Raw genomic sequence first — 25,388 nt, forward strand, 5'->3', positions numbered from 1 at the left:
CCGGGTACGGTGGAGTCATGCTGCAGACCGACGTTCTTGCCACTCGTCACGCCGTGCGCCGTGCGCTGCAGGCCGAATTCGGGGCGCTCGATGCGGCCGCGAACGCCGCGAACGCGCCGCTCGTGCTCGTCGCACTGTCGGGCGGCGCCGACTCGCTGGCACTCGCGGCGGCGACGGCCTTCGTTGCCCCGCGTGCCGGGCTGCGGGCCGGGGCGGTCATCGTCGATCACGGTCTGCAACCGGGGTCTGCAGATGTGGCGTCGCGCGCCGCGCAGCAGGCCGCCGAGCTCGGCCTTGCGCCGGTGGTCGTGCGTCAGGCGAATGTCGAGGTGGTGCACGCGCGCGGTGACGGCCCCGAGGCCGCGGCTCGAGACGCCCGCTACGCGGAGTTCGCCGACGCTCTCGCCGAGACCGGAGCGTCTGTGCTGCTGACCGCGCACACCCGTGACGATCAGGCCGAGCAAGTGCTGCTGGGCCTTGCGCGAGGCTCGGGGGCGCGCAGTCTTGCCGGCATCCCGCCACGGCGCACGGTCGGTCACCGCATTCTGCTGCGGCCGTTTCTCGACGAATCGGCAGAAATCACCCGGGCGGTCACGGTCGGCGCCTGCCGCGAGGAAGGCCTCAAGGCGTGGCAGGATCCGCAGAACCTCGATCCGAGATTTACCCGCGTGCGGGTGCGCACCTCGGTGCTCCCGCACCTCGAGCGCGAACTCGGGCCGGGCGTCGCTGCGGCGCTCGCGCGGAGCGCAGATCTGGCCCGTGAAGATGCAGAGGCCTTCGACGTCATCATCGCCGAGCAGATCGAAGAGATCGTCGAACACGCCGAAGCGGGCATCGCCGTATCGGTGCGCGCCCTCGCCGCGAACCCGGCGGCGCTGCGTCACCGCATCATTCGTACAGTAGCGATGGCGGAGTTCGGCAGCGAACTCAGTCGTGAGCACACGCTCGCCATTGCCGCGCTGGTGACCGATTGGCGCGGACAGGGGCCGATCGAAGTGCCGGGCATCACCGTGACCCGATCCGGAGGGCGCATCGTGTACACCCGCAGGGTCGGATCGCCCCGCGACCGTGTCGCGGGCACCGGCGGCGCAGTGGAAGAATAGATGCATGGATGCGAAAGATCTGGGTAGTGACCTCTCCGTCGTACTGCACACCGAAGCCGAGCTGCACCAGCGACTCGCAGAGTTGGCCCGTGAAATCGAGGCCGATTACACCGAGGAGCCCCCGCTGCTCGTCGGCGTGCTGAAGGGCGCGGTCATGGTCATGGCCGACCTCGCGCGCGAGCTCCGATTCCACGCGCAGATGGACTGGATGGCGGTGTCGTCGTACGGCGCCAGCACCAAGTCGAGCGGCGTCGTGAAGATTCTCAAGGATCTCGACGCCGACATCACCGGCCGGGACGTGCTGATCGTCGAAGACATCATCGATTCGGGTCTGACACTGTCGTGGCTGAAGGAGAACCTGGAGAGCCGCGGGGCGAAGTCGGTGCGCATCTGCACGATGCTGCGCAAGCCCGAGGCGCTCAAGGTCGACGTCGACGTCGCCTATATCGGGTATGACATTCCCGTCGAGTTCGTCGTCGGTTACGGTCTCGACTACGCGGAGAACTACCGCAATCTTCGCGACGTCGCGGTGCTCGCACCGCACGTGTACGGCGGAGAGTAAGCCCGCGAGCGGCATCGAGGGCGTTGTTCGCGCGCCGATGCTGCTCCAACAGTGCGCCGAGAGCGGACAAGCCTCGTCGGCTCAGTCCGATGTCAGAGGCATTGGCTACGCTTACTCGTGCTGGATCTTCCCGGCACGTTCCTTCTGAAAGGTCCAGTCTTGGCAGAGAATTCGACGAAGAGCACCTCGAAGAGCCGTCGCTTGTTCCGCGGCCCGTTGCTCTACCTGATCCTCGCACCGGTCATCGTGCTGCTCGGGTGGTCGCTGCTCTCTGGCGGGAGCACGCGCGAAATTTCGACGGATCGCGGCCTCGATCTGCTTTCGAGCGGAAAGGCGCAGCACGCCGAGATCATCGACGGTGATCAGCGCGTCAACCTGAAGCTCGCGAAGGCCGACGAAAAGACCGGGTCGCAAGAGGTTTACTTCTACTACGTCGCGCCGCGCGGTGCCGACGTGGTTTCGGCGGTCGACGATGCGAAGCTCAAGGACGGCTTCACCGATCAGGTGCCTCAGGCGAACCCGATCTGGTCGATCCTGAGCTTCCTGCTGCCGCTCCTCATCATCGGTGTGCTGATCTGGTGGATGCTCTCGTCCATGCAGGGCGGCGGCCGAGGGGTCATGCAGTTCGGCAAGTCGAAGGCGAAGCTCGTCTCGAAAGAGACGCCGCAGGTCACGTTCGCGGATGTCGCCGGCGCCGATGAGGCCGTCGAAGAATTGCACGAGATCAAAGACTTCCTGCAAGACGCGACGCGCTTCCAGGCCGTCGGTGCGCGCATTCCGAAGGGCGTGCTGCTCTACGGCCCTCCCGGTACGGGCAAGACCCTGCTCGCCCGCGCAGTCGCGGGTGAGGCCGGAGTGCCCTTCTACTCGATTTCGGGCTCAGACTTCGTCGAAATGTTCGTGGGTGTCGGTGCCAGCCGTGTGCGCGATCTCTTCAAGGAGGCGAAGGCCAACGCGCCCGCCATTATCTTCGTCGACGAGATCGACGCGGTCGGCCAGCGCCGCGGCCAGGGTATGGGCGGCGGTCACGACGAGCGCGAGCAGACGCTGAACCAGCTGCTCGTCGAGATGGACGGCTTCGATCCCAAGACGAACGTGATCATGATCGCGGCGACGAACCGCCCCGACATGCTCGACCCGGCGCTGCTGCGCCCGGGCCGCTTCGACCGTCAGGTCGGCGTCGACGCCCCCGATATGCCGGGCCGACTCAAGATCCTGCAGGTGCACTCGAAGGGCAAGCCGCTTTCGAAGAACGTCGACCTTGAGGTCGTGGCGCGTAAAACCCCGGGCTTCTCGGGTGCTGATCTCGCGAATGTGCTCAACGAGGCGGCGCTGCTGACCGCTCGTTCAAACGCGCAGCTCATCGACAATCGCGCGCTCGACGAGGCGATCGACCGGTCGATCGCAGGCCCGCAGCGCCGCACTCGCCTGATGCGTGACCACGAGAAGTTGATCACGGCCTATCACGAGGGCGGGCACGCGCTCGTCGCCGCCGGGCTCAATCACACCGACCCGGTGACGAAGATCACGATTCTGCCTCGCGGTCGTGCACTCGGGTACACGATGGTGATTCCCCTCGAAGACAAGTACTCGGTCACTCGCAACGAGCTGCAAGACCAGCTCGCCTACGCGCTGGGCGGTCGTGTCGCCGAAGAACTGGTCTTCCACGACCCTACGACGGGTGCCGGCAACGACATCGAGAAGGCGACGGGCACTGCCCGCAAGATGGTCACCGAGTACGGCATGTCGGCGACCATCGGTCCGGTGAAGCTCGGGCAGGGGCAGCCGGGCGCCTTCATGGGCGAGTTCGGGCAGAACCGCGACTACTCCGAGGGCCTCGCGACGACCATCGACGCTGAAGTGCGCGAGCTCATGGAGCAGGCCCACAACGAGGCGTACGAAGTGCTCGTGAAGAACCGCGACATTCTCGACCGGCTCGCGCGCGAGCTGCTCGAGAAAGAAACGCTCGATCATATTCAGATCGCCGAGATCTTCCAAGACGTCGAGAAACTCGCCCCGCGCCCCACCTGGCTGTCGCACAACGGGCGCCCGGTCTCTGATCGCCCGCCGATCGAGGTGCCGGCCGCACTGCGCACCGACAACCGCCATGTCGGCGAGCCCGCACCTGCGGAGCCGTCGGATGCGGCTCCCGCGGAAGACGCCTCAACGCCCGACGCGCCGACGTATGACACTTCGGCGCCTCAGGCCTCGACTGCACCTCAGGGCGACTCCACAGCGTCGTCTCCTGAGAACCAGGCACCCGCGCCCTCGGCTCCGTCCGAACCGCAGGCACCCCTGGCTCCGGGCGAATCGAGTCAGCCGCCGCGCAACCTCGGCGTGCGCAGTGACGACGATCGCGACGACTCGAGGTAACGCGCATGGGGGAGACCGTGGATCGCGAGCGGATCGCTTCGGCGGTGCGCGAGCTCATCAGTGCGATCGGGGCGAACCCCGATAGCCCGGAGCTCGCGAGCACTCCGTTCCGTGTCGCCGACTCGTACGCCGAGTTCTTTGCCGGAATCGGCCGTGATCCGGCAGTGCTGCTCTCTGACTCGGTGCCGGTCGGCGATGACACTGGCGAACTGGTGCTCGTGCGCGACATCACGCTGCGTTCGATGTGCGAGCACCACCTGCTCCCGTTCCGCGGACGAGCTCACGTCGCGTATCGTCCGCGTGCGCGCGTCGTCGGCCTGAGCGCGATTCCGCGGGTTGTGGACACGCTCGCCGCGCGCCCCCAGATGCAGGAGCGGCTCGGCGAGCAGATCGCGCAAACGCTGCACGACGGCCTCGACCCCGAGGGGGTACTGGTCGTGCTCGAAGCCAGCCATGGCTGCGTCGCCGATCGTGGCGTGCGTCAGACCGAATCTCTCACGATCACGGTGGCATCGCGCGGGTCGCTCGCGGCCCCGGTCGAGCAGGCAGCCGTCTTCGCTCTGCTCGGCCGTTCCGAGAGCTCTGAGGCGTGAGCCCCGTCGACGCGGTCGCCGCCACGGTGGCACCGATCGTAATGGGCGTGCTCAACGTCACCCCCGATTCCTTCAGCGACGGAGGCCAGTTCCTCGCCGCCGATGCCGCGATTGCGCGCGGCCTCGAACTCGCGCGGAGCGGCGCCGACGTGGTCGATATCGGCGGCGAATCGACGCGGCCCGGAGCCGTCGCCGTCGCACCCGCCGAAGAACTGGAGCGCGTGCGTCCGGTCATCGCCGCCCTCGCATCGGCCGGCGTCGCAGTGTCGGTCGACACGCTGCACGCATCGACCGCGCGTGCCGCAGTCGAAGCCGGGGCGCGGTACATCAACGATGTCTCGGGCGGTCTCTTCGACGCCGACATGCTCGCGGTCGCCTCAGAGGCGAGCCGGCACCGCGCCGTGCATTTCATCATCGGCCACTGGCGCGGCATCCCCGACCCGGCGCACCTGCGATCGGACTACTCCGATGTGGTGCGCGACGTCTGCGAGGCACTCGCTGAGCGCGCCCGAGCAGCAATCGCGGCGGGAGTCGACGCCGCCCACATCGTGCTCGACCCGGGCCTCGGATTCGACAAGACCGCCGAGCAAGGTTGGCAGTTGCTCGCCCGGCTTGACCAACTGCGCGCTCTCGGGTTCCCGGTGCTCGTGGGAGCCTCGCGTAAGCGGATGCTGGGCGAGACCATCGAGTCGCTCGCCGCTCACGCGCCGGGCACCGAATCGACGCACCCGCGAGACCTGGCGACCGCCGTGGTGACTGCGCTCGCGGCGCAGGCCGGTGCCTGGGGAGTGCGTGTGCACGACGTGGTCGGTTCGCGTCAGGCGCTGGCCGTGCACGCGGCCTGGGAGTCCGGGCTGGGCACAGCCGGCCCACTGGCTCCACCGGCGCCGAGTCTCACGTCGAGCTCCGTGGCCGACGCAGTGGCGCACGCTGATCGCATCACGCTCATCGGCCTCGAAGTCTTCGCCCACCATGGAGTGTTCGATTTCGAGCGCGAGCAGGGTCAGCGATTCGTCATCGACGCAGAGGTCGCCGTCGATCTGGCGCCTGCGGCGGCGGGAGACGCCCTCGAACGCACCGTGCATTACGGCGAGCTCGCGGAAGCGATCGCAGCCGCGGTCGCCTCCGATCCGGTGGACCTGATCGAGACCGTCGCCGAACGTGTTGCCGCAGTGGCACTGGGCTTCTCGGCGGTGCGGTCGGCACGCATCACCGTACACAAGCCCGACGCGCCGATCACGGTGCCGTTTGTCGACGTCTCGGTGACCGTCGTGCGCGAGCGCTCTCGCAACGGAGAGCACGCATGATCGCCCAGGTGGTGCCCGTGCTGTTCGCCTTCGGAGCCAATCTCGGTGATCGTGGGGAGACGATTCGTGCGGCGCAGCGCGACCTCGCGGCGACGCCGGGCATCGATCACCTCGTGCCATCCGCGCTGCGCGAGACCATCGCGTTGACCGTGCACGGGCCTGACCCTGAGGCCCCGCGGTACCTCAACGGCGTGGCGACGGCATCGACGTCGCTCGATCCGCACACGCTGCTTGACCGTATGCAGGCGATCGAGGCCGCGCACGGGCGGGTGCGCGACGCGCGCTGGGGCGACCGCACGCTCGACATCGATCTGGTGCTCTTCGGGGGTCGCGTGATTCGCGACGATCGGCTCGAAGTGCCTCACCCCCGCGCGCACGAGCGCGACTTCGTGCTCGCCCCGTGGCTCGACCTCGACCCCAACGCCGTGCTCATGGGGCACGGTCGCGTCGCCGACCTCCTGGCGCGCATCGGCGACACCACGACGCCCGCGACGCACGCAGCGTCGTACGAGTCGAGCTCTTCCGTCATCGCGACCGAAACGGGGGAGCACCGTGCGCAAGATTGATCGCACCAATCCGCTCGCTATTGTCGCCGCTGCCGCCATGGGGGCGGCAGTCGGGCTCGTGGCGCAGTTCGCGCTCTCGAGCCGCGGCGCACCGCCGCTCGTGCCCCCGCTGTCGCTCGCGGCCTCACTCGCGATTCTGGCGGCGGTGCTGCTTATCTTCGGGCTTCGGCTGCACCGACAGGTGCGCAAGCGCCCGGGCGCGGTGAACCCGTTCCACGCCGTGCGCCTGCTGGTCACGGCACGCGCCGGGCAACTCGTCGGCGGGTGCTTCGGCGGCTTCGGTGCGGGGCTGCTGCTCTCGCTCGCCGGCCGCTCGATCGCTGCGCCGACCGCCACCTGGCTGCCGATGGTGTTCGTCGTCGTCGCGGCCGCCGCGCTCATCGCGTGCGCCGCGATTGCCGAGCATCTGTGCCGCGTGCCCCCGGGAGACGACGGCGCCGACGACGATTCAGGCATCGAACCTGGCCGTGGCCCGGCTGATCAGACGGCCTACCGCGAGCACTGACCCGCAGTGGAGAGCACTGACCCGAAGCGGTGAGCACTGACGCGCAGCGGCGAACGACCGCTTCGCGCCGCTGACTCCTCGACGGGTCGGGGCCTAAGCTGGGGGCATGACTCCGGATGGTGTGGATACGACTGAGACGTCGAGCGGTTGGCAGACCGAGCAGGTCGCCTGGAAGCGGGTTTCCCCGTCGTACGCCTGGGCCGACCTCGCGATGAATCTGCTCTTCGTCATCGCACTCGCGGCGGTGCTCGTGGTCATTCTGGTGCTGTCGCGCGGCGACGCCCCACTGTTCTTCCGCATCGCCTTGCCGGTGCTCATCGTCATTTTTCTGATCAACGCGATCTTCGCGTTCCGCCGGGTGCGCGCCATCGGGTATGTGCTGCGCGAAGACGACCTGCTCTTCCGCCGCGGCATCATGTTCGAGCGGGTCATCGCCGTACCCTACGGTCGGCTGCAGCTCGTCGATGTGACGCGTGGGCCGCTGCTGCGCGCGCTGGGGCTCGCAACCCTCAAGTTCGTCACCGCGTCTGCGGCGACCGGAGTGCACCTCCCGGGCCTGCCGCACGCCGAAGCCGAAGAGCTGCGCGACCGTCTGGTCTCGCTCGCGGAAGCGCGGAGGTCGGGCCTGTGACCCAGGAGTCCGACGGCGCCGTCGTCGATCCCTCGGTCGACGCGCGGTTGCCGGGCACCTCCGACGCCGACGGCTGGCGTCGCATGCATCCGCTCTCACCGCTGCTCCGCGGCGGCCTCGCCCTCATCGTCATCGCGGGCATTGTGATTGCGAACTTCCGCGATCACTTCGTGCAGTTCTTCTTCGCCGATCGCTTCGCGGTGCCCGGCGGGTCGGTCGATGTCTCGGGCGAGGGCGACCTCGTCGATGTGTACGAGTACCTCGCTGCGGAGGGGCTGCTGCTGCTCGTGCTCGGCGGCATCCTGCTCGTCATTCTGCTGATCGTGCTCTTCTCGTGGCTCGCGTGGCGGTTCGCGACCTACCGCATCACCGACGCCGCCGTCGAGGTGCGCAGCGGCGTGCTCTTCCGGTCGCACCGCCGCGCTCCGCTCGAGCGCATTCAGAGCGTGAACCTGCAGCGGTCGCTCCTCGCCCGCGCGTTGGGACTCACCAAGATCGAGGTCGTCACCGCGGGGCAGGGCGGCAAGGTCGAACTTTCTTACCTCGGGCATCGGGATGCCAAGACGGTACGCGAGCAGATATTGCAGGTGTCGGGGGCTCGACGTCGTGGCGGTCACACCGCTCAACGCGGCGTCGCAGACGTGAGTGGCCCGGCACCCGTCGGCTACGACGGCTTCGTCTACGACACCGCGGGCGATCCGGTGACGTCGCGCGCTCAAGACTTCATCGATGCCGATATCGACCCCGAAGCGCTGCGGGCCCACACACTGGTGACGGTGCCGATCGGCCGCCTCGCAGCGAGCATCGCGCTCGGCTGGGAGTCCGTGATCCTAGTCCTCCTGATCGTGGGCATCGTGATCGGCGGCGCGGTGCTCGAGGCGTTCCTGATCTTCGGTGTGATCCCGCTGATCATCGTGATGGTCAGCATCATGTTCGGCCAGCTCAACAAGGGCTTCAAGTTCACGCTCTCGCGCACCGACGATGCCGTGCGCACGGGCTCGGGTCTCACCGCGACGATGACCGAATCGATTCCGTTCGGCCGCATCCACGCGGTCGAGGCACGTCAGCCGCTCCTCTGGAGGCCGCTCGGCTGGTGGAAGGTGCGCATCACGACGGCGGGGCACTCGGTGGCCCAGGGCGGGCAGAATGCGACGCAGAACGTGGTGCTGCCGGTGGGCCGAGAAGCCGATGTGCTCCGTGTCATCGACACGCTGCTCCCGGGCGACGGTGATGCCGAAGCCGCGTTCGCCGCGCTGCGCGACGGGCTGACCGGGTCTGCCGCGAGCTACGTTCATGCGGGGCGCCGCTCGGCGACCGTGCTGCTCTGGGGGCGACGGCGAGCAGGTCTCAGCATTGCTGACGCCGAATTCGAGCATGCGTCGCTCCGGGTGCGTCGCGGCGTGCTGACCCGCTCGCTCTCGATCATGCCGATCTTGCGCGCGCAGTCGGTGCAGTTGCGGCGCCCGATGGTGCACCGCATGCTGGGGCTGGCAGCGATTCAGGCCCATACGGTGCTCGGGCCGGTGCGCATGGAGATGCGCGGCCTCGATCTCGATGCGGCTCGTTCGGTGTTCGACGAGCTCACAGCCACCGTGCTCCGCATTCAAGGCGGGGAGGCGTCGCGCATCATCGCGATGCGTGACGATGCCGAGTCGCAGGCAACGCAGGCACCGCAGGTCAACGAGATGCTGGAGTCGCCGGTGGTGCTCGAGACAGAGGCACAGCCGGAGGCGCCAGAGACCCCGGAGGCACCGCGGTGAACGCGGGTGCGCAGGCCTCCCGGCTCGGCATTGGCATCGTCGGTGCCGGCAGGGTCGGCCCGGTGCTGGCGCGAGCTCTGGCAGGCGCGGGTCACGCCATCGTCGCGATTCACGCCTCCGGTGAGGACGGGCGCGAGCGGGCCGAGTCGATGCTGCCGGGTGTGCCGCAGCTCGAAGTCGCTGAGGTCGTGCGGCGATCCGAACTCGTGCTGTTCGCCGTGCCGGGATCCGAGTTGCCCGATCTCATCGCGGGGCTCGCGGCGACGGGTGCCTGGCAGCCGGGCCAGCTCGCCATTCACACCGCGCCCGAGCACGGCATCGGCGTCTTCGCGCCGGCGCTCGCGGCCGGCGTGATTCCGCTCGCGTTGCACCCCGCAATGGTCTTCACCGGCACGAGCCTCGATCTGACTCGGCTCGCTGAGGCGACGGTCGCGGTCACCGCGCCGGCTCCCGTGCTGCCGATCGGGCAGGCGCTCGCGGTCGAAATGGGGGCCGAGCCCGTGATCGTCGCCGAGCAGGATCGCGCCGCGTACGCCGAATCGGTCGGTGCCGCGAGCGAATTCTCGCGAGCGATCGTGCGCAACGCGCTCGATGCCCTCCGCGGCCTGGGCATCGAGCACCCCGAACGCGTGGTCGGCGGGATCGTGCGAGCCGCCATCGAGGAAGAGCTGATCGCCGGGACGGCCGATCCGGAGGTCTGATCGCGGAAGCTAGGATGGACCGGTACGTCGACCCGATCCGGAGGATCCCGCCACAATGAGCGATCAGACCGCAGCACCCGCAGATTCCGCCCCCGAGGCGAGCGCCGAAGAGATCTTCGAGCAGAAGCGGGTGCGACTCGAGAAGCGCGATCGGCTGAACGCCGACGCCGACCTCGCGGGCGGAGCCTACCCGGTGTCGCTGCCGGTCACCACGACGATTCCGGCCGTCCGTGCCCAGTACAGGCATCTCGAAGAAACGCCCGACACGGCCTCGGGCGAGACCGTGGGCGTCGCGGGCCGCATCGTGTTCCAGCGCAACACGGGCAAGCTCTGCTTCGCATCGCTGCAGGCCGGAGACGGCACGCGCATCCAGGCAATGGTGAGCTTGGCGGAGGTGGGCGAGGAGTCGCTCGCACGCTACAAGGAGCTCACCGACCTCGGCGATCACCTGTTCATCAGCGGCGAGGTCGTCTCGAGCCGCCGCGGCGAGCTCTCGATCATGGTGCGCGAGTGGGCCATTGCGGCGAAGGCGATCGCACCGCTCCCGAACATGTACGCGGAGCTGAATGAAGAGACGCGCATTCGTCAGCGCTACCTCGACCTGATTCAACGTGAGCAGGCGCGCATCAACGTGGTCACCCGCGCCCGCACTATGGCGAGCCTGCGCCAGACCTTCGCCGAGCGCGACTTCATCGAGGTCGAAACCCCGATGCTGCAGACGATGCACGGAGGCGCCTCGGCGCGCCCGTTCGTGACGCAGTCGAACGCGTTCGACACCGAGCTCTACCTCCGCATCGCGCCCGAGCTCTACCTCAAGCGCGCGGCAGTGGGCGGCCTGGAGCGCGTCTTCGAGATTAACCGCAACTTCCGCAACGAGGGTGCCGATTCGACGCACAGCCCCGAGTTCGCGATGCTTGAGGCGTACGAGGCGTACTCCGATTACAACGGCATTGCCGACCTGACGCAGCTGCTCATCCAGAACGCCGCGCTGGCGGCCAACGCCCGCACTGAGCGTGCGGGGACGCACGTGGTGCAGTGGGCCGACGGCACGCTGTTCGACCTCGGCGGCGACTGGGATCGCATCTCGATGTACGGCACCCTTTCGGCGGCGGCCGGTCGAGAGATCACGCCCGACACCACCGTCGACGAGCTGCAGGCCATCGCTGACGCCGAGGGTGTCGAGGTGCATCTGCCGAACCACGGCAAGCTCGTCGAAGAGCTGTGGGAGCACTTCGTGAAGGGCGGCCTCGAGCGCCCGACGTTCGTCATGGACTTCCCTGTCGAGACGAGCCCGTTGACGCGCCACCACCGCTCCATTCCGGGCGTCGTCGAGAAGTGGGATCTTTACATCCGCGGGTTCGAGCTGGCGACGGGCTACTCCGAGCTGGTCGACCCGGTGGTGCAGCGCGAGCGCTTCGTGCAGCAGGCCGCCGAGGGCGCGCGCGGCGATGACGAAGCGATGCCGATCGACGAAGACTTCTTGCGTGCGCTCGAGCACGGCATGCCGCCGTCGGGTGGCATGGGCATGGGCATGGATCGCCTCCTGATGGCCCTGACCGGGCTCGGGATCCGCGAGACCATCCTCTTCCCGATCGTCAAGTAGCGAAGACGGGCCTGCCCGGGTTATTCCCGGGCAGGCCCGATACACTGGGGGCACTATGGACAACTGGTGGTTGAACGCGGTGTGGTCGCTCACGCCGACCGTGCTGATCGGGCTCTTCTTCTGGATGGTGCTGCGGCTCATCCTGCGCGCCGACCGCACGGAGCGCCGCGTGTACCAGCAGCTCGAAGACGAGGAGCGCGCGAAAGCCGGCCTGCCGTCGCGTCGTGAATCCTGAGAAGTCGCTGATCCCCGGTACAGTGATGCATAGCGCACCCGCGCGCTGATTCACGAGGGGGCCCGCATGGACATCGACTGGTTGGGCGTCAACTGGCCGTATGTCTGGACCTGGATCGTACTGGTCGTCGACAACGTCATCCGCGTCGTCGCGGTCTTCGTCGTGCCGCGCAACCGTCGCCCGACGGCCGGCATGGCTTGGTTGATGGCGATCTTCGCGCTCCCGGTGCCGGGCCTGCTGCTGTTCCTCATCATCGGCAGCAAGCGACTGCCGCGCTCGCGCGAACGCAAGCAGGAGGCGATCAACCAGTTCGTGGCGCAGATCGCCGACGAAGAGGAAGCGGATCTCGTCACCCCGCACGAGCGCCTGTTCCCCGGCCTCGACAGTGCCGTGAAGCTCGGCCGGTCGCTCGGTGCGCAGCCGATGCTGCAGGGCAACTCGGCCAGCATCTGCATCGACTACGAAGAGTCGTTCGCGCGCATGGCCGAGGCGATCCGCACCGCCAAAGAATACGTGCACGTCGAGTTCTACATTCTCGTGCACGACTCGACCACCGAGCCGGTGTTCGCCGCACTGCGCGAGGTCGCGGCCCGCGGCGTGAAGGTGCGCGTGCTGCTCGACCACATCTCGGCGGTGCGCAATCCGGGCGCCAAGCGCACCCGCAAGAGCCTCACCGACCTCGGTGCCGAGTGGGCGTACATGCTGCCCGTGCGCCCGTGGCGCGGCGAGTATCAGCGGCCCGATCTGCGCAACCACCGCAAGCTCATCGTCGTCGACGGCGAGATCGGGTTCATGGGGTCGCAGAACCTGGTTGACTCGAGCTACAACAAGCCGTCGAACCGCCGCCGCGGCCTGCACTGGAAAGATCTGATGGTGCGAGTCGAGGGGCCGATCGTGCTCGGGCTCGAAGCCGTGTTCCAGGGCGACTGGTACCTCGAGACCGGTAACTACCTCACCGAGCTCACGGGCGAGGCGGTCACGGTCGATCAGCCGGGCGAGCTCGATTGCCAGATCGTGCCGAGCGGGCCGGGGTACGCGGGCGAGAACAACCTGCAGGTGTTCGTTGCCCTGCTGTACACGGCTCAGCGCCGCATCAGCATCACGAGCCCATACTTCGTGCCCGACGGCTCCATCATGAACGCGGTGCGAGCGGCGACGGCCCGCGGGGTCGAGGTCGAACTCTTCGTCTCCGAGATCGGCGATCAGGCCGTGGTCTACCACGCCCAGCGCTCGTACTACGAAGAGTTGCTGCGGGCCGGCGTGCGCATCTGGATGTTCCGGCCGCCGTACATCTTGCACTCGAAGCACTTCACCATCGATGAAGAGGTCGCGGTCGTCGGTTCCTCGAACATGGATCAGCGATCCTTCGGCCTGAACATGGAGATTTCGATGGTGGTGCACGGTCGCGGCTTCGTCGACGATCTCGACGGCGTGAACGATTACTACCGCGAGAACTCCCGCGAACTGACGCTTGAGGAATGGGAGAAGCAGTCACTGCCCTCCCAGCTGCTCGACGGGATCGCCCGCCTCACGTCGGCGCTGCAGTAGGGCGATCGCTGCCGCGAGGTCTACGCTGAACTCGGCGGTCACGGCCGCCGAGTTCACACCGAATGAGGGGAATCATCGTGTTCGCAGTTACCACTAACGACGTCCCGGGGTACCGGATCACCCAGGTGCTCGGGGAGGTGATGGGTCTGACGGTGCGCTCAGCGAACTTCGGTCAGAACTTCACCGCCGGGTTCCGCGCGCTCGGCGGCGGCGAGATGCCCGAATACACCAAGGTGATCTACGAATCGCGCTGGGAGGTCATGAACCGCATGTGGGCCGAGGCTCAGTCGCGCGGCGCGAATGCCGTGGTGGCGATGCGCTTCGACTCGGGGTCCATCGGCAGCTTCACGGAGTTCTGCGCGTATGGCACCGCTGTCGTGATCGAGCCCATCGCGCCGCAGGCTCCCGCGAACCCCGCGCAGGTGCAGGGGCAGTAGTCGGGATCGGGCAGCGCCTTAGACGGCGTGCTGCATCGCGGGCGTACCGAGCCGGTCGACCGAGATGCGCGCACCCGACGCGCTGCCCTGATCGTCCTGCTCTGCGACCAGCCAGGCCTCGCCGTTCAAGATGCGGGGCGCTGGAGCGCCGCTGAGCTCGGTGAGCGCAGCGCGAATGAGCGCACCGTGGGCGACGACGATCGCTCCGGGCGTGTTTCGCAGCGTCCGGGCGAATGCGCTGGCCCCGCGCTGCGCGAGCGCGTCGAGCCCCTCGGCGTCATCGACGTCGAGCCCGGGCCATCGCGCCGACGCGTCGCTCACGAGGAGGCCCTCGGCTGAACCGAAATCGCGTTCGGTGACGTCGTCGACGATCTCGGGCTGCGGCAGACCGAGTCGCGCAGCGATGATGTCTGCAGTGGTGCGCGCGCGATCGAGCGGGGAAGCGATCACGCGGGTCCAGGGCCCGGTGTCGGCCAGGAGTTCAGCGATCTCCCCGGCCTGCGCGCGACCGCGCTCGTTCAGGGGGATGTCGGTCTGCCCTTGAATGCGGCGTCCGATGTTCCAGTCGGTCTCGCCGTGGCGCACCACGACGATCGAGGCTGTGGGGCGTGCGGGTTCGCTCATGCTCCCACGCTAGCCGGTTGCGTTCGCTCGTGGGCTGCTACGGGGCGTGCAAGTACCGCATCGCCGGTCTGAGATGCGGCGTCGTGCGGCGATGAGAACAGGGCGACGCGATCGATCTCGATGCGCACCCGGGTTCCGGCGGCACAGCGCACGCCACTTGCTCGGGAGCGGAGCTGCAGATCGCCCCAGGTGACCACCAGCTCGTCGCCCGAGCAGCCGAACAGCGACGACGTCACGGTCGCTTGCCCCGATGGGTCGGCAACCACGCGCACGTGCTCGGGTTGCACCGCAACCTCGCCCCGGCCCGCGGGGAGCCCCGGTGACGCGGGGATCCCGTTCGCCACAACCCGGTCGACGGGCACGCGGATGGGGAGTCCATCGGCGTGGAACTCGGAGCCGTCGAAGCGACCGGGCAGCACGGTCGCGTCCGAGATGAATCGAGCGACGAACGGCGAGGCCGGGCGCTCAAGCAGGTCGGCGGGCGCGCCAACCTGCTGCACCCTGCCGCCGTCGAGCACGACGACCCGATCGGCCAGCGCCAGGGCCTCGCTTCGGTCGTGCGTGACGTGCAGCACGGTCAGGCCGAGTTCGCGGGTGAGAGCGCGGAGGTCGAGGCGCAGGCGATCCCGCAGCGGTTCGTCGAGTGCCGAGAGCGCTTCGTCGAGCAGCAGCACCCGCGGCCGTGCGACGATCGCTCGGGCGATGGCGACGCGCTGGCGCTGGCCGCCCGACAGGGTTGCGGGGTTGCGGCGCTCGGCGCCCGGGAGCCCCACGAGTTCGAGCGCTTCGGCCACGCGGCGCGTGCGCTCGGCGCGGGCCACTCCGGCGCGGCGCAGCGGGTAGGCGATGTTGCGGCCGACGTTCCAGTGCGGCCACACGGCGTGCTGCTGGAACACCATGCCAAGCCCGCGGCGCTCCGGTTCGACGCTGCGGCCGGGCTGCGACACGACGGCATCGCCGATGCGCACGGTTCCGGCAGTGGGCGCGACGAACCCGGCGACGGTGCGCAGCAGCGTGGTCTTGCCCGAGCCCGACGGGCCCACGAGGGCGACGAACTCGCCGTCGCCGATTGCGAGGTCGACGTCGGCGAGGCCGAGGTGACCGCCGGGGTAGGCGAGGCTGACGGAGTCGAGGGTGACGGATGACACGGGGAGTCCTAACGCTGGGTGCGGGCGGTGAGTCCGAGACCGGCCAGGCCGACCACCGCGACGATGAGTGAGAGCGCTGACGAGGCGTTGTACGCGCCCGCCTGCTGCAGGTTGAAGATGACGACGCCGAGTGTCTGCGAGCCGGGCGAGAGCAGCAGCACGGAGAGCGTGAGTTCGCGCACCGCGGTGAGGGCGACGAGCGTCGCACCCGAGATCGCCGCGGGCACTGCCATGCGGCATGAAATGTCCCACAGTGCGCGCAGGCGGGAGGCGCCCGAGATGCGCGCGGCCTCCTCCGCAGTCGTCGGTGTCGCCGAGAGCGGTGCGTGCACGGACTGCACGACGAGCGCGAGGAACGACGTCAGGTACGCGCACAGGATGAGCCAGGGCGTGTTGGTGAGCCCGATGCGCGGTGCGATGACGAGCCAGGCGACGGCGATCACGAGGCCCGGGATCGCCTGGGGCAGTAGCGACAGGCCGAGCAGCGCCGCGTTGCCCCGAGCGCGGGTGCGGGTCACGAATGTGCCGATCCCGAGCCCGATGATGCCGCAGCCCAGCGCGGCGAGCGTCGCCAGCATGAGGGAGTTGCCGATGCCCTGCAGCGTGCCCGAGGCCGTCAGGGCGCGCTCGAAACTCGCGAGCGTAACGGTTTCGGGGGTGAGCGGAACGCCGGGGGCCGGCAGCACCGACTGGATTGCGAGCGTAATGAGGGGGAGCACCGTGACCGACAGCACGGCGATCGCGGTGAGGATCGCCGCAGGTATGCGGGCTCGGCCAAGCGGCAGCAGCGCGGGCGCGCCGGCCTGCGCGTCGAGCTCGACGCGGGTGCGCGCGCGGAGCAGGTCGACGACGACCCCGATGAGTGCGATCACGAGCAGCACGAAGCCGATTGCCGCCACGACCGCGAGCGGGTCTTCGACGGTGCCAGACTGCAGGTATCGGTAGACGAGGGTCGACAGGGTGACGTAGCGCTCGGGAAGCCCGATGATCGACGGAATGCCGAAGTCGGCCAGGTTCGACACCGCGATCAGGGTGAATGACGAGAGCATGGCGGGTCGCAGCAGCGGGGTCGTGACCTCCCACAGAGCACGGGGCGCGGAGGATCCGGCAATGCGCGCCGCCTGCTCGAGGTCGGCGGGCACACGCCGCAGTGCCGCGGTGACGATCATCATCGCGATCGGGTAGCTGTGCAGCGTGAGGAGGAAGATCACGCCGTCGCCGCCGTAGAGATTCCAGAGCGGGCCGCCGAAGTGCGTCGACCAGAACGTGTTGACCGTGGCGGAGGGCCCGAGCAGACTCAGCCACGCGATCGCGCCGACGAACGGCGGCATCAGCATGGGGCTCAACGCGATGAGCCGCATCGCACGGCGGCCCGGCAGGTCGGTGCGCTCCAGCAGCAGTGCCAGTGCGGTGCCGACGATCACGGCGAGCGCCCCCGAGACTCCCGCGGAGACGAGTGAGTTGCCGGCGGCGGTGAGCACATCGGGATCGCCGAGCGCCGACCAACCGCCGCCGCCGAGCGCGAGCACGACGATCGCGGTGATGGGGACGAGGATGAGGGCGGTGACGGCGCCCCACAGGGCGAGCCGGGCGATCGTGAATCCGTCGAACGGGCGTGCGCCGAAGCGCGGCCCGCGGGCCCGGCCGAAAGCGACCGAGCCCGCGGAGCCACGCTCCAGGGTGCTACTGGAAGAGGCCATTGAAGGTCTCGACGGCGTCGGCCTGCGAGGCGCGAATGGTCTCGAGGTCAGGGTTTAAGAAGTCGATGTCGGCGATGGCCGGCGCACCCTCGGGGCTGTCGACGTCCTCACGGATTGGCAGGTACGACTGCGATGCGGCGATCTCCTGGCCCTCCTGGCTGATGAGGAAGTCGACGAAGAGCTTCGACGCCTCGGCTTCATCCGTGTTCGCGAAGATGCCGACCGGCTGCGAGACGAACGGAACGCCCTCGCTCGGGTAGACGGCCTCGATCGGCGATCCCGCAGCGGCGAGGTCGCGCACCAGCGAATCGACGACGATGCCGACCGGACTGCTGCTGTCGGCCACGGCCTGCGACACCGGGCCGTTACTCTCGGCGATCAGCGGCTTGTTGGCGGCGAGGCCTTCGAGCCAGGTCTTGCCGAGCGACGCGTCGTCGAGCCAGACGGCGGCGTTGTAGGCCGCTGCGCCCGACACGTCGGGGTTCGGCATCGCGATCTTGCCGGCGTACTGCGCGTCGGTGAGGTCCTGCCACGACGTCGGTGCGTCGGTGATGACGTTCGTGTTCACCGCGATGACCGTGGGAATCAGGCGGGTGCCGACGTAGAAGTGCTCAGGGTCGACGAGGTCCTGCTGAATGGCGTCGGCCTCGGGCGAAGCGTACTCGAGCAGCAGGTCGCGCTCGGCGTAGTCCTCGAACGTGCCGGCGTCGGCAGCGAGCAGCAGGTCGGCGCCGATCTCGCCGGCCTTCTCCTCGGTCGCGATGCGCGCGGTGAGATCACCGGTGCCCGCGCGGAACACGTCGACGGTGATTTCGGGGTGGTGCTCGTTGAACGCGGCGATGACCGCGTCGATCTTCTCCTGCGGCTCCGAGGTGTAGAGCGTGATCGTGGATGCCTCGGCGGCATCCGATGCGTCGGACCCTGCGGCGTCTGCCGAAGCGGCGCACCCGGTGAGTGCGAGGGCCGAGAGGGCGAAGGCGGCGATGACGCCGGTGGTGCGGTTACGAGACATGAGTCGCTTTCTGTGCGGTGCTGCTGATGGGTTGGGTGAAGAGAGGTTCGGGGGAGGTCAGGGCGATGGTCGACGCGCTGACCCCGTCGCTCGTGAGCTGCACGAGCGAGAACATGGGTGAGTCGTGGCCGGCGACCGCGTCGGGGCCCGCATTCATCACCTGGTGGTAGGCGAGCGAGGGGCCGACGAAGACGGGGATGCCCCGGATCGATGCGGAGAGGCTGTGGTGGTAATGGCCCGCGAGGATCGCCCGCACGTCCGAGCCGACGAGCACGTCGAGCAGTGCATCGGCGTTCGCGAGGCCCTGGCGGCGCAGCGTCGGCAGCGGCGATGCGATCGGGGCGTGATGCAGGGCGACGATGGTGCCGCCCTCAGCGGGGGTCGCGAGCTCCTCAGAGAGCCATTCGAACTGGGCCTCGTCGAGGGTGCGGCGGTGCGAGTCGAGCCTGATGATGCGGGTGCCGTCGACGTGGTGAGCGCCGAAGTGCCCGGCCTCGTGCCAGGGGAGGGCGCGCGCCGCGATGGGGTCGTCGTGGTTGCCCAGCACCGTCAGCACGGGCACGCCCAGGCGATCCTCCAAGCGGCGGCACGCGGCCCCCACGGCGGCGTATGCCCCGGCATGCCCGCGCTCGATCAGATCGCCCGTGATCACGACCGCCTCCGGCGTGATGCCCGTTGAGCGAGCGTAATCGCCCACGCGCTCGATGCGCCCGACCCCGTCGACCGCGTCGTAGAGCAGCCCGCTGTCGGTCGCGTGCACATCGCTCAGGTGCAGCACCGTGAAGCGGCCGGTGTCGCGGCTCATGCGGCGGCCTCTGCATCGGGGCCGGTCGGGGCGGCGGTGCGGGATCGCGCCGCGCGCTGCTGCAGCGACGCCAGATGGCGCGGCTCCGCGCCGCGCGCGAGGAGGTATGCCCGCACCCCGCCGAGGGAATCGATCAGGTCGAGCGCCGATTCGAGAGCTTCAGCGGGGCTATCGAGGTGCAGGCGTTCAGCCGCGGCGCGATCCTCCGCGTTCAGTGCGAGCGCGTCGAGCTGTGCGGCGGCGATGGCCGCGCGCGCCGGGCGCACGGTTTCGCCGGAGCGCGCGTAGTCGGCGACCACTGCGCTTCGGGAGTCGCCCGCCGCAAGTCGCGCGAGTGCGATGACGAGGCCCGTGCGATCCTTACCCGCCGTGCAGTGCACGAGGGCGACCCCGGGGTGCTCGGCGATCGCCACGACGGCAGCGACGATGCGCGATGCGCGCTCGGTGACCAGCCCGGCATAGATCGACTCGAGCGACCCCGCGCTCGGCGGAGCCTGACCGTACAGCGGTGCTGAGTGCACCGGGAACCCGTGCGACCGCGGCCCGTGCTCGTCCGTCTCGCGCAGATCGATCACCAGATCGACCCCCAGCTCGCGCAGCACGCGCTCGCCGCCGGGCGCGAGGCCGTCGAGCGCCGCAGACCGTACGACCCAGGGCCGATCCGCGGAGCCGATGCCCCGGGTGTTGTAGCTGTCGTCGAGCGAAATGACGTGCACTGCGAAAATCCCCTGCCGGTTGCCGCCCGTTACATCGAGCGTGAAATGCGATTACATGAGCAGCATCTCGGGGCCGGGTGTCGCGTTCATGAACAGCGGGGAGCCTGCGCGTGACGGTCGCGAGAACCTCGCGAGATGCCCTGATCAGTGAGGATTTACGCGGTGGTTTCGGCGAGGGCGTCGGCCACGACTTCGCGCATCTCGAGCGTGTCGGAGGGGTCGGTGCGCAGGGCGACCTCGGCAACGAGTGCTTGCAGCAGCACGGAGTGACCGAGCCGGCTGAAGAACGGATCCACCGCGTGCTCGGTGCCGACAGCGCCGGTGCAGAGCGCGACATCCGCCAGGTCGGCGAGGGGAGAACGCGCGTAGCTGCCCACGGTGATGATGCACGCACCGCGGCGCCGCGCCGCGCGCACCGTGGCGAGCGTGTGCGCGTTCGCACCCGAATGGCTGAGCGCAAGGCAGACGTCGTCGTCGGTCACGCTGTGCGCGGCGAACTGCTGCGCGAGGATGTCGAGCGGTGCTTCGACCGGTCGCCCGACCGTTGAGAACCGCATCGCCGCATCTTGAAGCGGCGGCGCCGAGAACCCGTTCGCCGTGCACACAACCCGGCGGGCGCCGGCGAGCGCATCCGCTGCGCGGGTCAGTGCCGCTCGGTCGACCGTCTGCTGGCCGACGAGCAGCGCGACCCGGGCGCTCTCGAACACCCGATCGACGACGTCGCCTGCGGGAGCCTCGTGCGACGCGGCCGGTGCGGACTCCCGGGCGAGCTCGAGGCGAACATGCTGAAACCCACGGAACCCGAGTCTCTGGCAGGCCCGGATCACCGTCGCCGTCGACGTGCCCGCGGCGACCGCGAGCTCCTGCGTCGACCACTGAGGCACCTCCGCCGCCCGCTCCAGCATCACTCGCGCAACAGCCCCCTCGCTCGGGCCGAGGCCGCCGGCGAGCGCGCGGATCACCGCGAGCGCGGACCCCGACGGGAGTGCGGTCGCGGTGATGGAGTCGTCGGAACGTGCGTCGAGATCCGGTGCGGGCATGCGAACACGGTAGGCGGAGCCGGTGAACGCGAGGTGACCGGAGCGTGGCGAATCGACGGCGGCCGTCGGCACGCCCGCACCTGCCGAGCATCGGCGAGACGCTGCGTGTCACGCCTGCGGCGAACACGGCCCCGCGATCCCGCATCACCACGTAGCCTGTTCACATCGGCGGCGCCACTCCCGTGCTATGGCGTCGCAAGGAGGTAGGAGATGTTCGAGAGATTCACTGATCGTGCTCGCCGGGTCGTGGTGCTCGCCCAGGAAGAGGCGAAGATGCTCAACCACAACTACATCGGCACCGAGCACATTCTGCTCGGCCTCATCCACGAGGGTGAGGGCGTGGCGGCCAAGGCGCTCGAGCAGCTCGAGATCTCGCTCGATGCCGTGCGCGCGCAGGTGACCGACATCATCGGCACCGGGCAGCAGCCGCCGGCCGGCCACATCCCCTTCACGCCGCGCGCGAAGAAGGTGCTCGAGTTGAGCCTGCGCGAGGCGCTGCAGCTCGGCCACAACTACATCGGCACCGAGCACATCCTGCTCGGCCTGATCCGCGAGGGTGAGGGCGTCGCCGCCCAGGTGCTCGTGAAGCTCGGCGCCGACCTGAACCGCGTGCGCCAGACCGTAATCCAGCTGCTCTCCGGCTACCAGGCCGGCAAAGAGAGCGCGACCGTCGGTGCGCCCGAGACGGGTGGCGAGTCCAAGGGCTCGCAAGTGCTCGACCAGTTCGGTCGCAACCTGACCCAGGCCGCGCGCGAGGGCAAGCTCGACCCGGTCATCGGCCGCGAGAAAGAGGTCGAGCGGGTCATGCAGATCCTCTCGCGTCGCTCGAAGAACAACCCGGTGCTGATCGGCGAGCCCGGCGTCGGCAAGACCGCCGTCGTCGAGGGCCTCGCACAGGCGATCATCAAGGGCGAAGTGCCTGAGACGCTGAAGGACAAGCAGGTCTACGTGCTCGACCTCGGCTCGATGATCGCGGGCAGCCGGTACCGCGGCGACTTCGAGGAGCGCCTGAAGAAGGTCACCAAGGAGATCCGCAACCGCGGCGACATCATCATCTTTATCGACGAGATCCACACGCTCGTTGGCGCGGGTGCGGCCGAGGGTGCGATCGACGCGGCGAACATCCTGAAGCCGATGCTCGCACGCGGTGAGCTGCAGACCATCGGTGCGACCACGCTCGACGAGTACCGCAAGCACTTCGAGAAAGACGCGGCCCTCGAGCGCCGCTTCCAGTCGATCCAGGTCGCCGAGCCGTCGCTGCCGCACTCGATCAACATCCTCAAGGGGCTGCGCGATCGCTACGAGGCGCACCACAAGGTCTCCATCACCGACGGCGCCATCGTCGCCGCGGTGAACCTGGCCGACCGCTACGTGCAAGATCGCTTCCTGCCAGACAAGGCCATCGACCTGATCGACGAGGCCGGTGCACGCCTGCGCCTTTCGATCCTGTCGAGCCCGCCCGAGCTGCGCGAGTTCGACGAGAAGATCGCCGTCGTCCGCGCCGAGAAGGAGCAGGCGATCGAGGGGCAAGACTTCGAAGCCGCCGCGAACAAGCGCGACGAAGAGAAGAAGCTGATCGCGGAGCGTCTGCGCCTCGAGAAGCAGTGGCGCTCGGGCGACGTCGCGACGAAGGCCGAGGTTGACGAGGGGCTGATCGCCGAGGTGCTCGCGCAGGCCACCGGCATCCCCGTCTTCAAGCTGACGGAAGAGGAGACCTCGCGTCTTCGCTTCATGGAAGAGGCGCTGCACCAGCGCGTCATCGGTCAGAACGAGGCCATCTCGGCACTCGCCAAGACCATCCGTCGTCAGCGCGCGGGCCTCAAGGATCCGAAGCGCCCCTCGGGCTCGTTCATCTTCGCCGGCCCCACCGGCGTCGGCAAGACCGAGCTCGCCAAGGCGCTCGCGGAGTTCCTGTTCGACGATGAAGACGCGCTGATCTCGCTCGACATGTCGGAGTACGGCGAGAAGCACACCGTGTCGCGCCTCTTCGGTGCGCCTCCCGGGTTCGTCGGCTTCGAAGAGGGCGGCCAGCTCACGGAGAAGGTGCGTCGCAAGCCATTCTCGGTCGTGCTCTTCGACGAGATCGAGAAGGCCCACCCCGACATCTTCAACTCGCTGCTGCAGATCCTTGAAGAGGGGCGTCTCACCGACGGCCAGGGCCGCGTGATCGACTTCAAGAACACGGTCATCATCATGACGACGAACCTCGGTTCGACGGCCATCGCCGGTGGCCCCGTGGGCTTCCAGATCGAGGGCGACTCGTCGGTCGGCTACGACATGATGAAGGGCAAGGTGAACGAAGAGCTGAAGAAGCACTTCAAGCCCGAGTTCCTGAATCGCGTCGACGACACGATCGTGTTCCCGCAGCTCACCAAGCCGGAGCTGCTGCAGATCGTCGACCTCTTCGTGAAGCAGCTGAAAGACCGCCTGCTCGATCGCGACATGCACATCGAGATCTCGCAGCCGGCACGCGAGCGCCTCGCCGACGTCGGGTACGACCCCACGCTGGGTGCGCGTCCGCTGCGCCGTGCGATGCAGCGCGAGATCGAGGATCGCCTGTCCGAGCGCATCCTGAGCGCCGAGCTGCTGGCCGGCGACCTGGTGAAGGTCGACTTCGTGGACGGTCAGTTCACGTTCGAGACCGAGGCTCGCGCCGACCGCGACCCGAGCGCTGCCTCGGCATCGTCGGCCGCAGCCGTCGCGTCGACGGCTGCGACTCCCGGCACCACCGAGTAAGGTGCTGATCGCCTGAGGGCCCCGCTGCACTGCAGCGGGGCCCTCAGGCGCGTCTGGGTGCCCGCGGTTCTGCGAGCTCGTGCCCGCGCGGGCCTACGGGCACTCGTGCCTGAGGCACCGATTTAACGAAACGCATACAGTAATCTCCCGCTCCTGTATGTGTTTCGTTGAATCGGTGTTTGTGGTCGACCCGCCTAGACTGATGGGATGAATTCAGCTCCGCAGATCAGCATCCGGAGTGCGCGCACCGGAGACGTGCCGCACATGGTCGCACTGATGGAGCCCCTCGTTGCCCGACGTATTCTGCTCGGCAAAGACCTCGTCGATCTGTACGCGGCCGTGCCCGAGTTTCTCGTGGCGGTCGATGAGACCAATGCCGTGGTCGGCTACGGTGCCGTGCATGTGATGTGGGATCAGCTCGGCGAGGTGCGCACGCTCGGAGTCTCGGAGCAGCTACTCGGCTCGGGCGTCGGCCACCGCTTGCTCACCGCTCTGGAAGCGCGCGCCCGCGATCTCGGTCTCGCCCAGCTGTTCTGCCTCACCTTCGAGGTCGACTTCTTCACGAAGCACGGCTTCTCGAAGGTGGGCGAAAACACGGAGCTCGTGGCGGGCGAGGTGTACGCCGAGCTGCTGCGTTCGAGCGATGAGGGCGTCGCCGAGTTCCTGGACCTTGCCCGTGTGAAGCCGAACACGCTCGGCAACACGCGCATGCTCAAGCACCTCTGACCCTTCGCTGCGGATACGCTGGCGCCATGTCGACCACCCGAGAGCCTGGCGGAAACGCGCCGCAGACCCCTGACCGCCGGGTGTTCATTCGCCGACGCCTCATTGTGCTGGCCGTGTTTCTCGCGATCGTCGCGGTGATCGTGCTGATCATCGTGCGGCCCGGGTCGACGGGGGGCGCGCAAGATGCGAGCCAGGTCTCGGTGCCCAAAGATTTGGCGGGCGCTGACGCCCCCGATGACGACGAGACCGACGACGGCGAAGTACCCGTATGTGCGACCGGGCAGCTCGCGGTCACTCCGACGACCGATAAGAGCGAATACGCCGCAGGGGAGGAGCCGCAGCTCTCGCTAACGGTGGAGAACACCGGTGAAGCCGCCTGTTCGGCCGACCTGGGCAGCGCAGAGCTGCAGTTAGTTGTGGCGAGCGGGGCTGACGAGGTGTGGCGATCCGCCGACTGCCAGAAGAACCCTGAGCACCTCGCGGTGATCCTCGACCCCGGCAAAGCAATCGAGAGCGAGGCGATCGCCTGGGACCGCACGCGTTCGAGCACCGAAACCTGCGATATCACCCGCGATGCGGTGTCGGCAGAGGGTGCGTCGTACCACCTGCGTGCGGCTGCCGGGGGCGTGCAGGGCACCGGAACCGCACAGTTCCTCCTGTACTGATCGGCGGGACACGCCCGGGAAACCCGAGGCGCATCGCCGTACCGCAAATAGGTGCCACTTTCAGCTTCGCGGGAGTACTGTGAGGCATGACCAGAAATCATGTACCCAGCAACGGGCTCAAGGTGGAGATCACCGAGGGCACGAATGAAGCCGTCGCGGTCGACGAACTTATCGACGACCTACTCCATGGAGACATGCGTGGCGTATTGCATGCTCTGCACGAGCCCCACCCCGAGGCACCCGCCGTGCCCGAGGCCCCTGCTGTCTAAGTAGTCTGCATTGGATCGTTCGT

Annotated in this window: 25 protein-coding genes; 18 read left to right on the forward strand and 7 right to left on the reverse strand. The window is 68.4% G+C overall.

The window, feature by feature from the left end; all coding sequences use genetic code 11:
- Positions 1-17: 17 nt before the first annotated feature.
- The 14 genes from tilS (at position 18) to CH42_RS03485 (ending at position 13,924) form a co-directional block, all read left to right on the forward strand.
- The gene (tilS, locus tag CH42_RS03420; protein WP_053351813.1) at positions 18-1,103 is read left to right on the forward strand and encodes a tRNA lysidine(34) synthetase TilS; all 1,086 of its coding nucleotides are present in this window, start codon (positions 18-20) and stop codon (positions 1,101-1,103) included.
- A gap of 4 nt (positions 1,104-1,107) precedes the next feature.
- Positions 1,108-1,665 carry a hypoxanthine phosphoribosyltransferase gene (hpt, locus tag CH42_RS03425; RefSeq protein WP_053351814.1) on the forward strand — a complete coding sequence of 186 codons (558 nt, stop codon included), beginning with the start codon at positions 1,108-1,110 and terminating at the stop codon, positions 1,663-1,665.
- Positions 1,666-1,824: 159 nt separating this feature from the next.
- Positions 1,825-4,038, forward strand: a complete 2,214-nt coding sequence (ftsH, locus tag CH42_RS03430; protein ID WP_053351815.1) for an ATP-dependent zinc metalloprotease FtsH — start codon at positions 1,825-1,827, stop codon at positions 4,036-4,038.
- 5 nt (positions 4,039-4,043) lie between these two features.
- Entirely contained in the window at positions 4,044-4,631 is a 588-nt protein-coding gene (gene folE, locus CH42_RS03435) for a GTP cyclohydrolase I (protein WP_053351816.1), read from the forward strand.
- Entirely contained in the window at positions 4,628-5,938 is a 1,311-nt protein-coding gene (gene folP, locus CH42_RS03440) for a dihydropteroate synthase (protein WP_239683932.1), read from the forward strand. Before folE ends, folP begins: the two co-directional genes overlap by 4 nt.
- The gene (gene folK / locus CH42_RS03445) at positions 5,935-6,504 is read left to right on the forward strand and encodes a 2-amino-4-hydroxy-6-hydroxymethyldihydropteridine diphosphokinase (protein ID WP_082309273.1); all 570 of its coding nucleotides are present in this window, start codon (positions 5,935-5,937) and stop codon (positions 6,502-6,504) included. The genes folP and folK overlap by 4 nt, the downstream gene beginning before the upstream one ends.
- Positions 6,491-7,009, forward strand: a complete 519-nt coding sequence (locus tag CH42_RS03450) for a DUF3180 family protein (RefSeq protein ID WP_053351817.1) — start codon at positions 6,491-6,493, stop codon at positions 7,007-7,009. The genes folK and CH42_RS03450 overlap by 14 nt, the downstream gene beginning before the upstream one ends.
- A 106-nt stretch (positions 7,010-7,115) precedes the next feature.
- Positions 7,116-7,640, forward strand: a complete 525-nt coding sequence (locus CH42_RS03455) for a PH domain-containing protein (RefSeq protein WP_053351818.1) — start codon at positions 7,116-7,118, stop codon at positions 7,638-7,640.
- Complete coding sequence (locus CH42_RS03460) at positions 7,637-9,400, forward strand: PH domain-containing protein (RefSeq protein ID WP_239683933.1); 1,764 nt, start codon at positions 7,637-7,639, stop codon at positions 9,398-9,400. Before CH42_RS03455 ends, CH42_RS03460 begins: the two co-directional genes overlap by 4 nt.
- Positions 9,397-10,101 carry a Rossmann-like and DUF2520 domain-containing protein gene (locus CH42_RS03465; protein WP_053351819.1) on the forward strand — a complete coding sequence of 235 codons (705 nt, stop codon included), beginning with the start codon at positions 9,397-9,399 and terminating at the stop codon, positions 10,099-10,101. The genes CH42_RS03460 and CH42_RS03465 overlap by 4 nt, the downstream gene beginning before the upstream one ends.
- A gap of 55 nt (positions 10,102-10,156) precedes the next feature.
- A complete protein-coding gene (lysS, locus tag CH42_RS03470; protein ID WP_053351820.1) occupies positions 10,157-11,704 on the forward strand; it encodes a lysine--tRNA ligase in 1,548 nt (515 codons plus the stop codon).
- Positions 11,705-11,759: 55 nt separating this feature from the next.
- On the forward strand, positions 11,760-11,939 hold the full coding sequence (locus CH42_RS03475) for a hypothetical protein (protein WP_053351821.1): 180 nt from the start codon (positions 11,760-11,762) through the stop codon (positions 11,937-11,939).
- Positions 11,940-12,005: 66 nt separating this feature from the next.
- Positions 12,006-13,487 (forward strand): cardiolipin synthase, encoded by a 1,482-nt coding sequence (gene cls / locus CH42_RS03480; RefSeq protein WP_053351822.1) that lies wholly within the window; start codon positions 12,006-12,008, stop codon positions 13,485-13,487.
- Between the two features lie 77 nt (positions 13,488-13,564).
- Positions 13,565-13,924 carry a YbjQ family protein gene (locus CH42_RS03485; protein WP_156322456.1) on the forward strand — a complete coding sequence of 120 codons (360 nt, stop codon included), beginning with the start codon at positions 13,565-13,567 and terminating at the stop codon, positions 13,922-13,924.
- Between the two features lie 18 nt (positions 13,925-13,942).
- Here CH42_RS03485 and CH42_RS03490 read toward each other — a convergent pair whose 3' ends face one another.
- From CH42_RS03490 to CH42_RS03520, 7 genes are all read right to left on the reverse strand, one after another.
- A complete protein-coding gene (locus CH42_RS03490; RefSeq protein WP_053351824.1) occupies positions 13,943-14,548 on the reverse strand; it encodes a histidine phosphatase family protein in 606 nt (201 codons plus the stop codon).
- Entirely contained in the window at positions 14,545-15,696 is a 1,152-nt protein-coding gene (locus CH42_RS03495; protein ID WP_053351825.1) for an ABC transporter ATP-binding protein, read from the reverse strand. Before CH42_RS03495 ends, CH42_RS03490 begins: the two co-directional genes overlap by 4 nt.
- Before the next feature lie 8 nt (positions 15,697-15,704).
- Positions 15,705-17,396, reverse strand: coding sequence for an ABC transporter permease (locus tag CH42_RS03500; protein WP_082309274.1), 1,692 nt, complete (start codon positions 17,394-17,396; stop codon positions 15,705-15,707).
- The gene (locus CH42_RS03505) at positions 17,380-18,408 is read right to left on the reverse strand and encodes an ABC transporter substrate-binding protein (protein ID WP_053351826.1); all 1,029 of its coding nucleotides are present in this window, start codon (positions 18,406-18,408) and stop codon (positions 17,380-17,382) included. Before CH42_RS03505 ends, CH42_RS03500 begins: the two co-directional genes overlap by 17 nt.
- Entirely contained in the window at positions 18,398-19,213 is an 816-nt protein-coding gene (locus tag CH42_RS03510) for a metallophosphoesterase family protein (RefSeq protein ID WP_053351827.1), read from the reverse strand. The genes CH42_RS03505 and CH42_RS03510 overlap by 11 nt, the downstream gene beginning before the upstream one ends.
- Positions 19,210-19,929, reverse strand: a complete 720-nt coding sequence (locus CH42_RS03515) for a tyrosine-protein phosphatase (RefSeq protein ID WP_053351828.1) — start codon at positions 19,927-19,929, stop codon at positions 19,210-19,212. The genes CH42_RS03510 and CH42_RS03515 overlap by 4 nt, the downstream gene beginning before the upstream one ends.
- Before the next feature lie 155 nt (positions 19,930-20,084).
- The gene (locus CH42_RS03520; RefSeq protein WP_053352040.1) at positions 20,085-20,969 is read right to left on the reverse strand and encodes a MurR/RpiR family transcriptional regulator; all 885 of its coding nucleotides are present in this window, start codon (positions 20,967-20,969) and stop codon (positions 20,085-20,087) included.
- Between the two features lie 210 nt (positions 20,970-21,179).
- Here CH42_RS03520 and CH42_RS03525 point away from each other — a divergent pair, with 210 nt between their 5' ends.
- The 4 genes from CH42_RS03525 to CH42_RS16325 all read left to right on the forward strand — a co-directional run bounded on the left by CH42_RS03525 (position 21,180) and on the right by CH42_RS16325 (position 25,365).
- Complete coding sequence (locus CH42_RS03525; RefSeq protein WP_053351829.1) at positions 21,180-23,705, forward strand: ATP-dependent Clp protease ATP-binding subunit; 2,526 nt, start codon at positions 21,180-21,182, stop codon at positions 23,703-23,705.
- Positions 23,706-23,912: 207 nt separating this feature from the next.
- Positions 23,913-24,431, forward strand: a complete 519-nt coding sequence (locus tag CH42_RS03530) for an amino-acid N-acetyltransferase (protein ID WP_053351830.1) — start codon at positions 23,913-23,915, stop codon at positions 24,429-24,431.
- Positions 24,432-24,457: 26 nt separating this feature from the next.
- A complete protein-coding gene (locus CH42_RS03535) occupies positions 24,458-25,096 on the forward strand; it encodes a hypothetical protein (protein WP_053351831.1) in 639 nt (212 codons plus the stop codon).
- 86 nt (positions 25,097-25,182) lie between these two features.
- Complete coding sequence (locus CH42_RS16325; protein WP_156316552.1) at positions 25,183-25,365, forward strand: hypothetical protein; 183 nt, start codon at positions 25,183-25,185, stop codon at positions 25,363-25,365.
- The last annotated feature ends 23 nt before the right edge of the window (positions 25,366-25,388 follow it).

Origin of the sequence: Leucobacter musarum subsp. musarum (assembly GCF_001273845.1) — a bacterium.
Lineage (GTDB): Bacteria > Actinomycetota > Actinomycetes > Actinomycetales > Microbacteriaceae > Leucobacter > Leucobacter musarum.

Coding starts and splice junctions, on each gene's coding strand:
- tilS (WP_053351813.1), top strand. CDS start 18: ATGCTGCAGACCGACGTTCTTGCCACTCGTCACGCCGTGCGCCGTGCG.
- hpt (WP_053351814.1), top strand. CDS start 1,108: ATGGATGCGAAAGATCTGGGTAGTGACCTCTCCGTCGTACTGCACACC.
- folE (WP_053351816.1), top strand. CDS start 4,044: ATGGGGGAGACCGTGGATCGCGAGCGGATCGCTTCGGCGGTGCGCGAG.
- folK (WP_082309273.1), top strand. CDS start 5,935: ATGATCGCCCAGGTGGTGCCCGTGCTGTTCGCCTTCGGAGCCAATCTC.
- CH42_RS03455 (WP_053351818.1), top strand. CDS start 7,116: ATGACTCCGGATGGTGTGGATACGACTGAGACGTCGAGCGGTTGGCAG.
- lysS (WP_053351820.1), top strand. CDS start 10,157: ATGAGCGATCAGACCGCAGCACCCGCAGATTCCGCCCCCGAGGCGAGC.
- CH42_RS03475 (WP_053351821.1), top strand. CDS start 11,760: ATGGACAACTGGTGGTTGAACGCGGTGTGGTCGCTCACGCCGACCGTG.
- cls (WP_053351822.1), top strand. CDS start 12,006: ATGGACATCGACTGGTTGGGCGTCAACTGGCCGTATGTCTGGACCTGG.
- CH42_RS03490 (WP_053351824.1), bottom strand. CDS start 14,548: ATGAGCGAACCCGCACGCCCCACAGCCTCGATCGTCGTGGTGCGCCAC.
- CH42_RS03500 (WP_082309274.1), bottom strand. CDS start 17,396: ATGGCCTCTTCCAGTAGCACCCTGGAGCGTGGCTCCGCGGGCTCGGTC.
- CH42_RS03505 (WP_053351826.1), bottom strand. CDS start 18,408: ATGTCTCGTAACCGCACCACCGGCGTCATCGCCGCCTTCGCCCTCTCG.
- CH42_RS03510 (WP_053351827.1), bottom strand. CDS start 19,213: ATGAGCCGCGACACCGGCCGCTTCACGGTGCTGCACCTGAGCGATGTG.
- CH42_RS03520 (WP_053352040.1), bottom strand. CDS start 20,969: ATGCCCGCACCGGATCTCGACGCACGTTCCGACGACTCCATCACCGCG.
- CH42_RS03525 (WP_053351829.1), top strand. CDS start 21,180: ATGTTCGAGAGATTCACTGATCGTGCTCGCCGGGTCGTGGTGCTCGCC.
- CH42_RS03530 (WP_053351830.1), top strand. CDS start 23,913: ATGAATTCAGCTCCGCAGATCAGCATCCGGAGTGCGCGCACCGGAGAC.
- CH42_RS03535 (WP_053351831.1), top strand. CDS start 24,458: ATGTCGACCACCCGAGAGCCTGGCGGAAACGCGCCGCAGACCCCTGAC.
- CH42_RS16325 (WP_156316552.1), top strand. CDS start 25,183: ATGACCAGAAATCATGTACCCAGCAACGGGCTCAAGGTGGAGATCACC.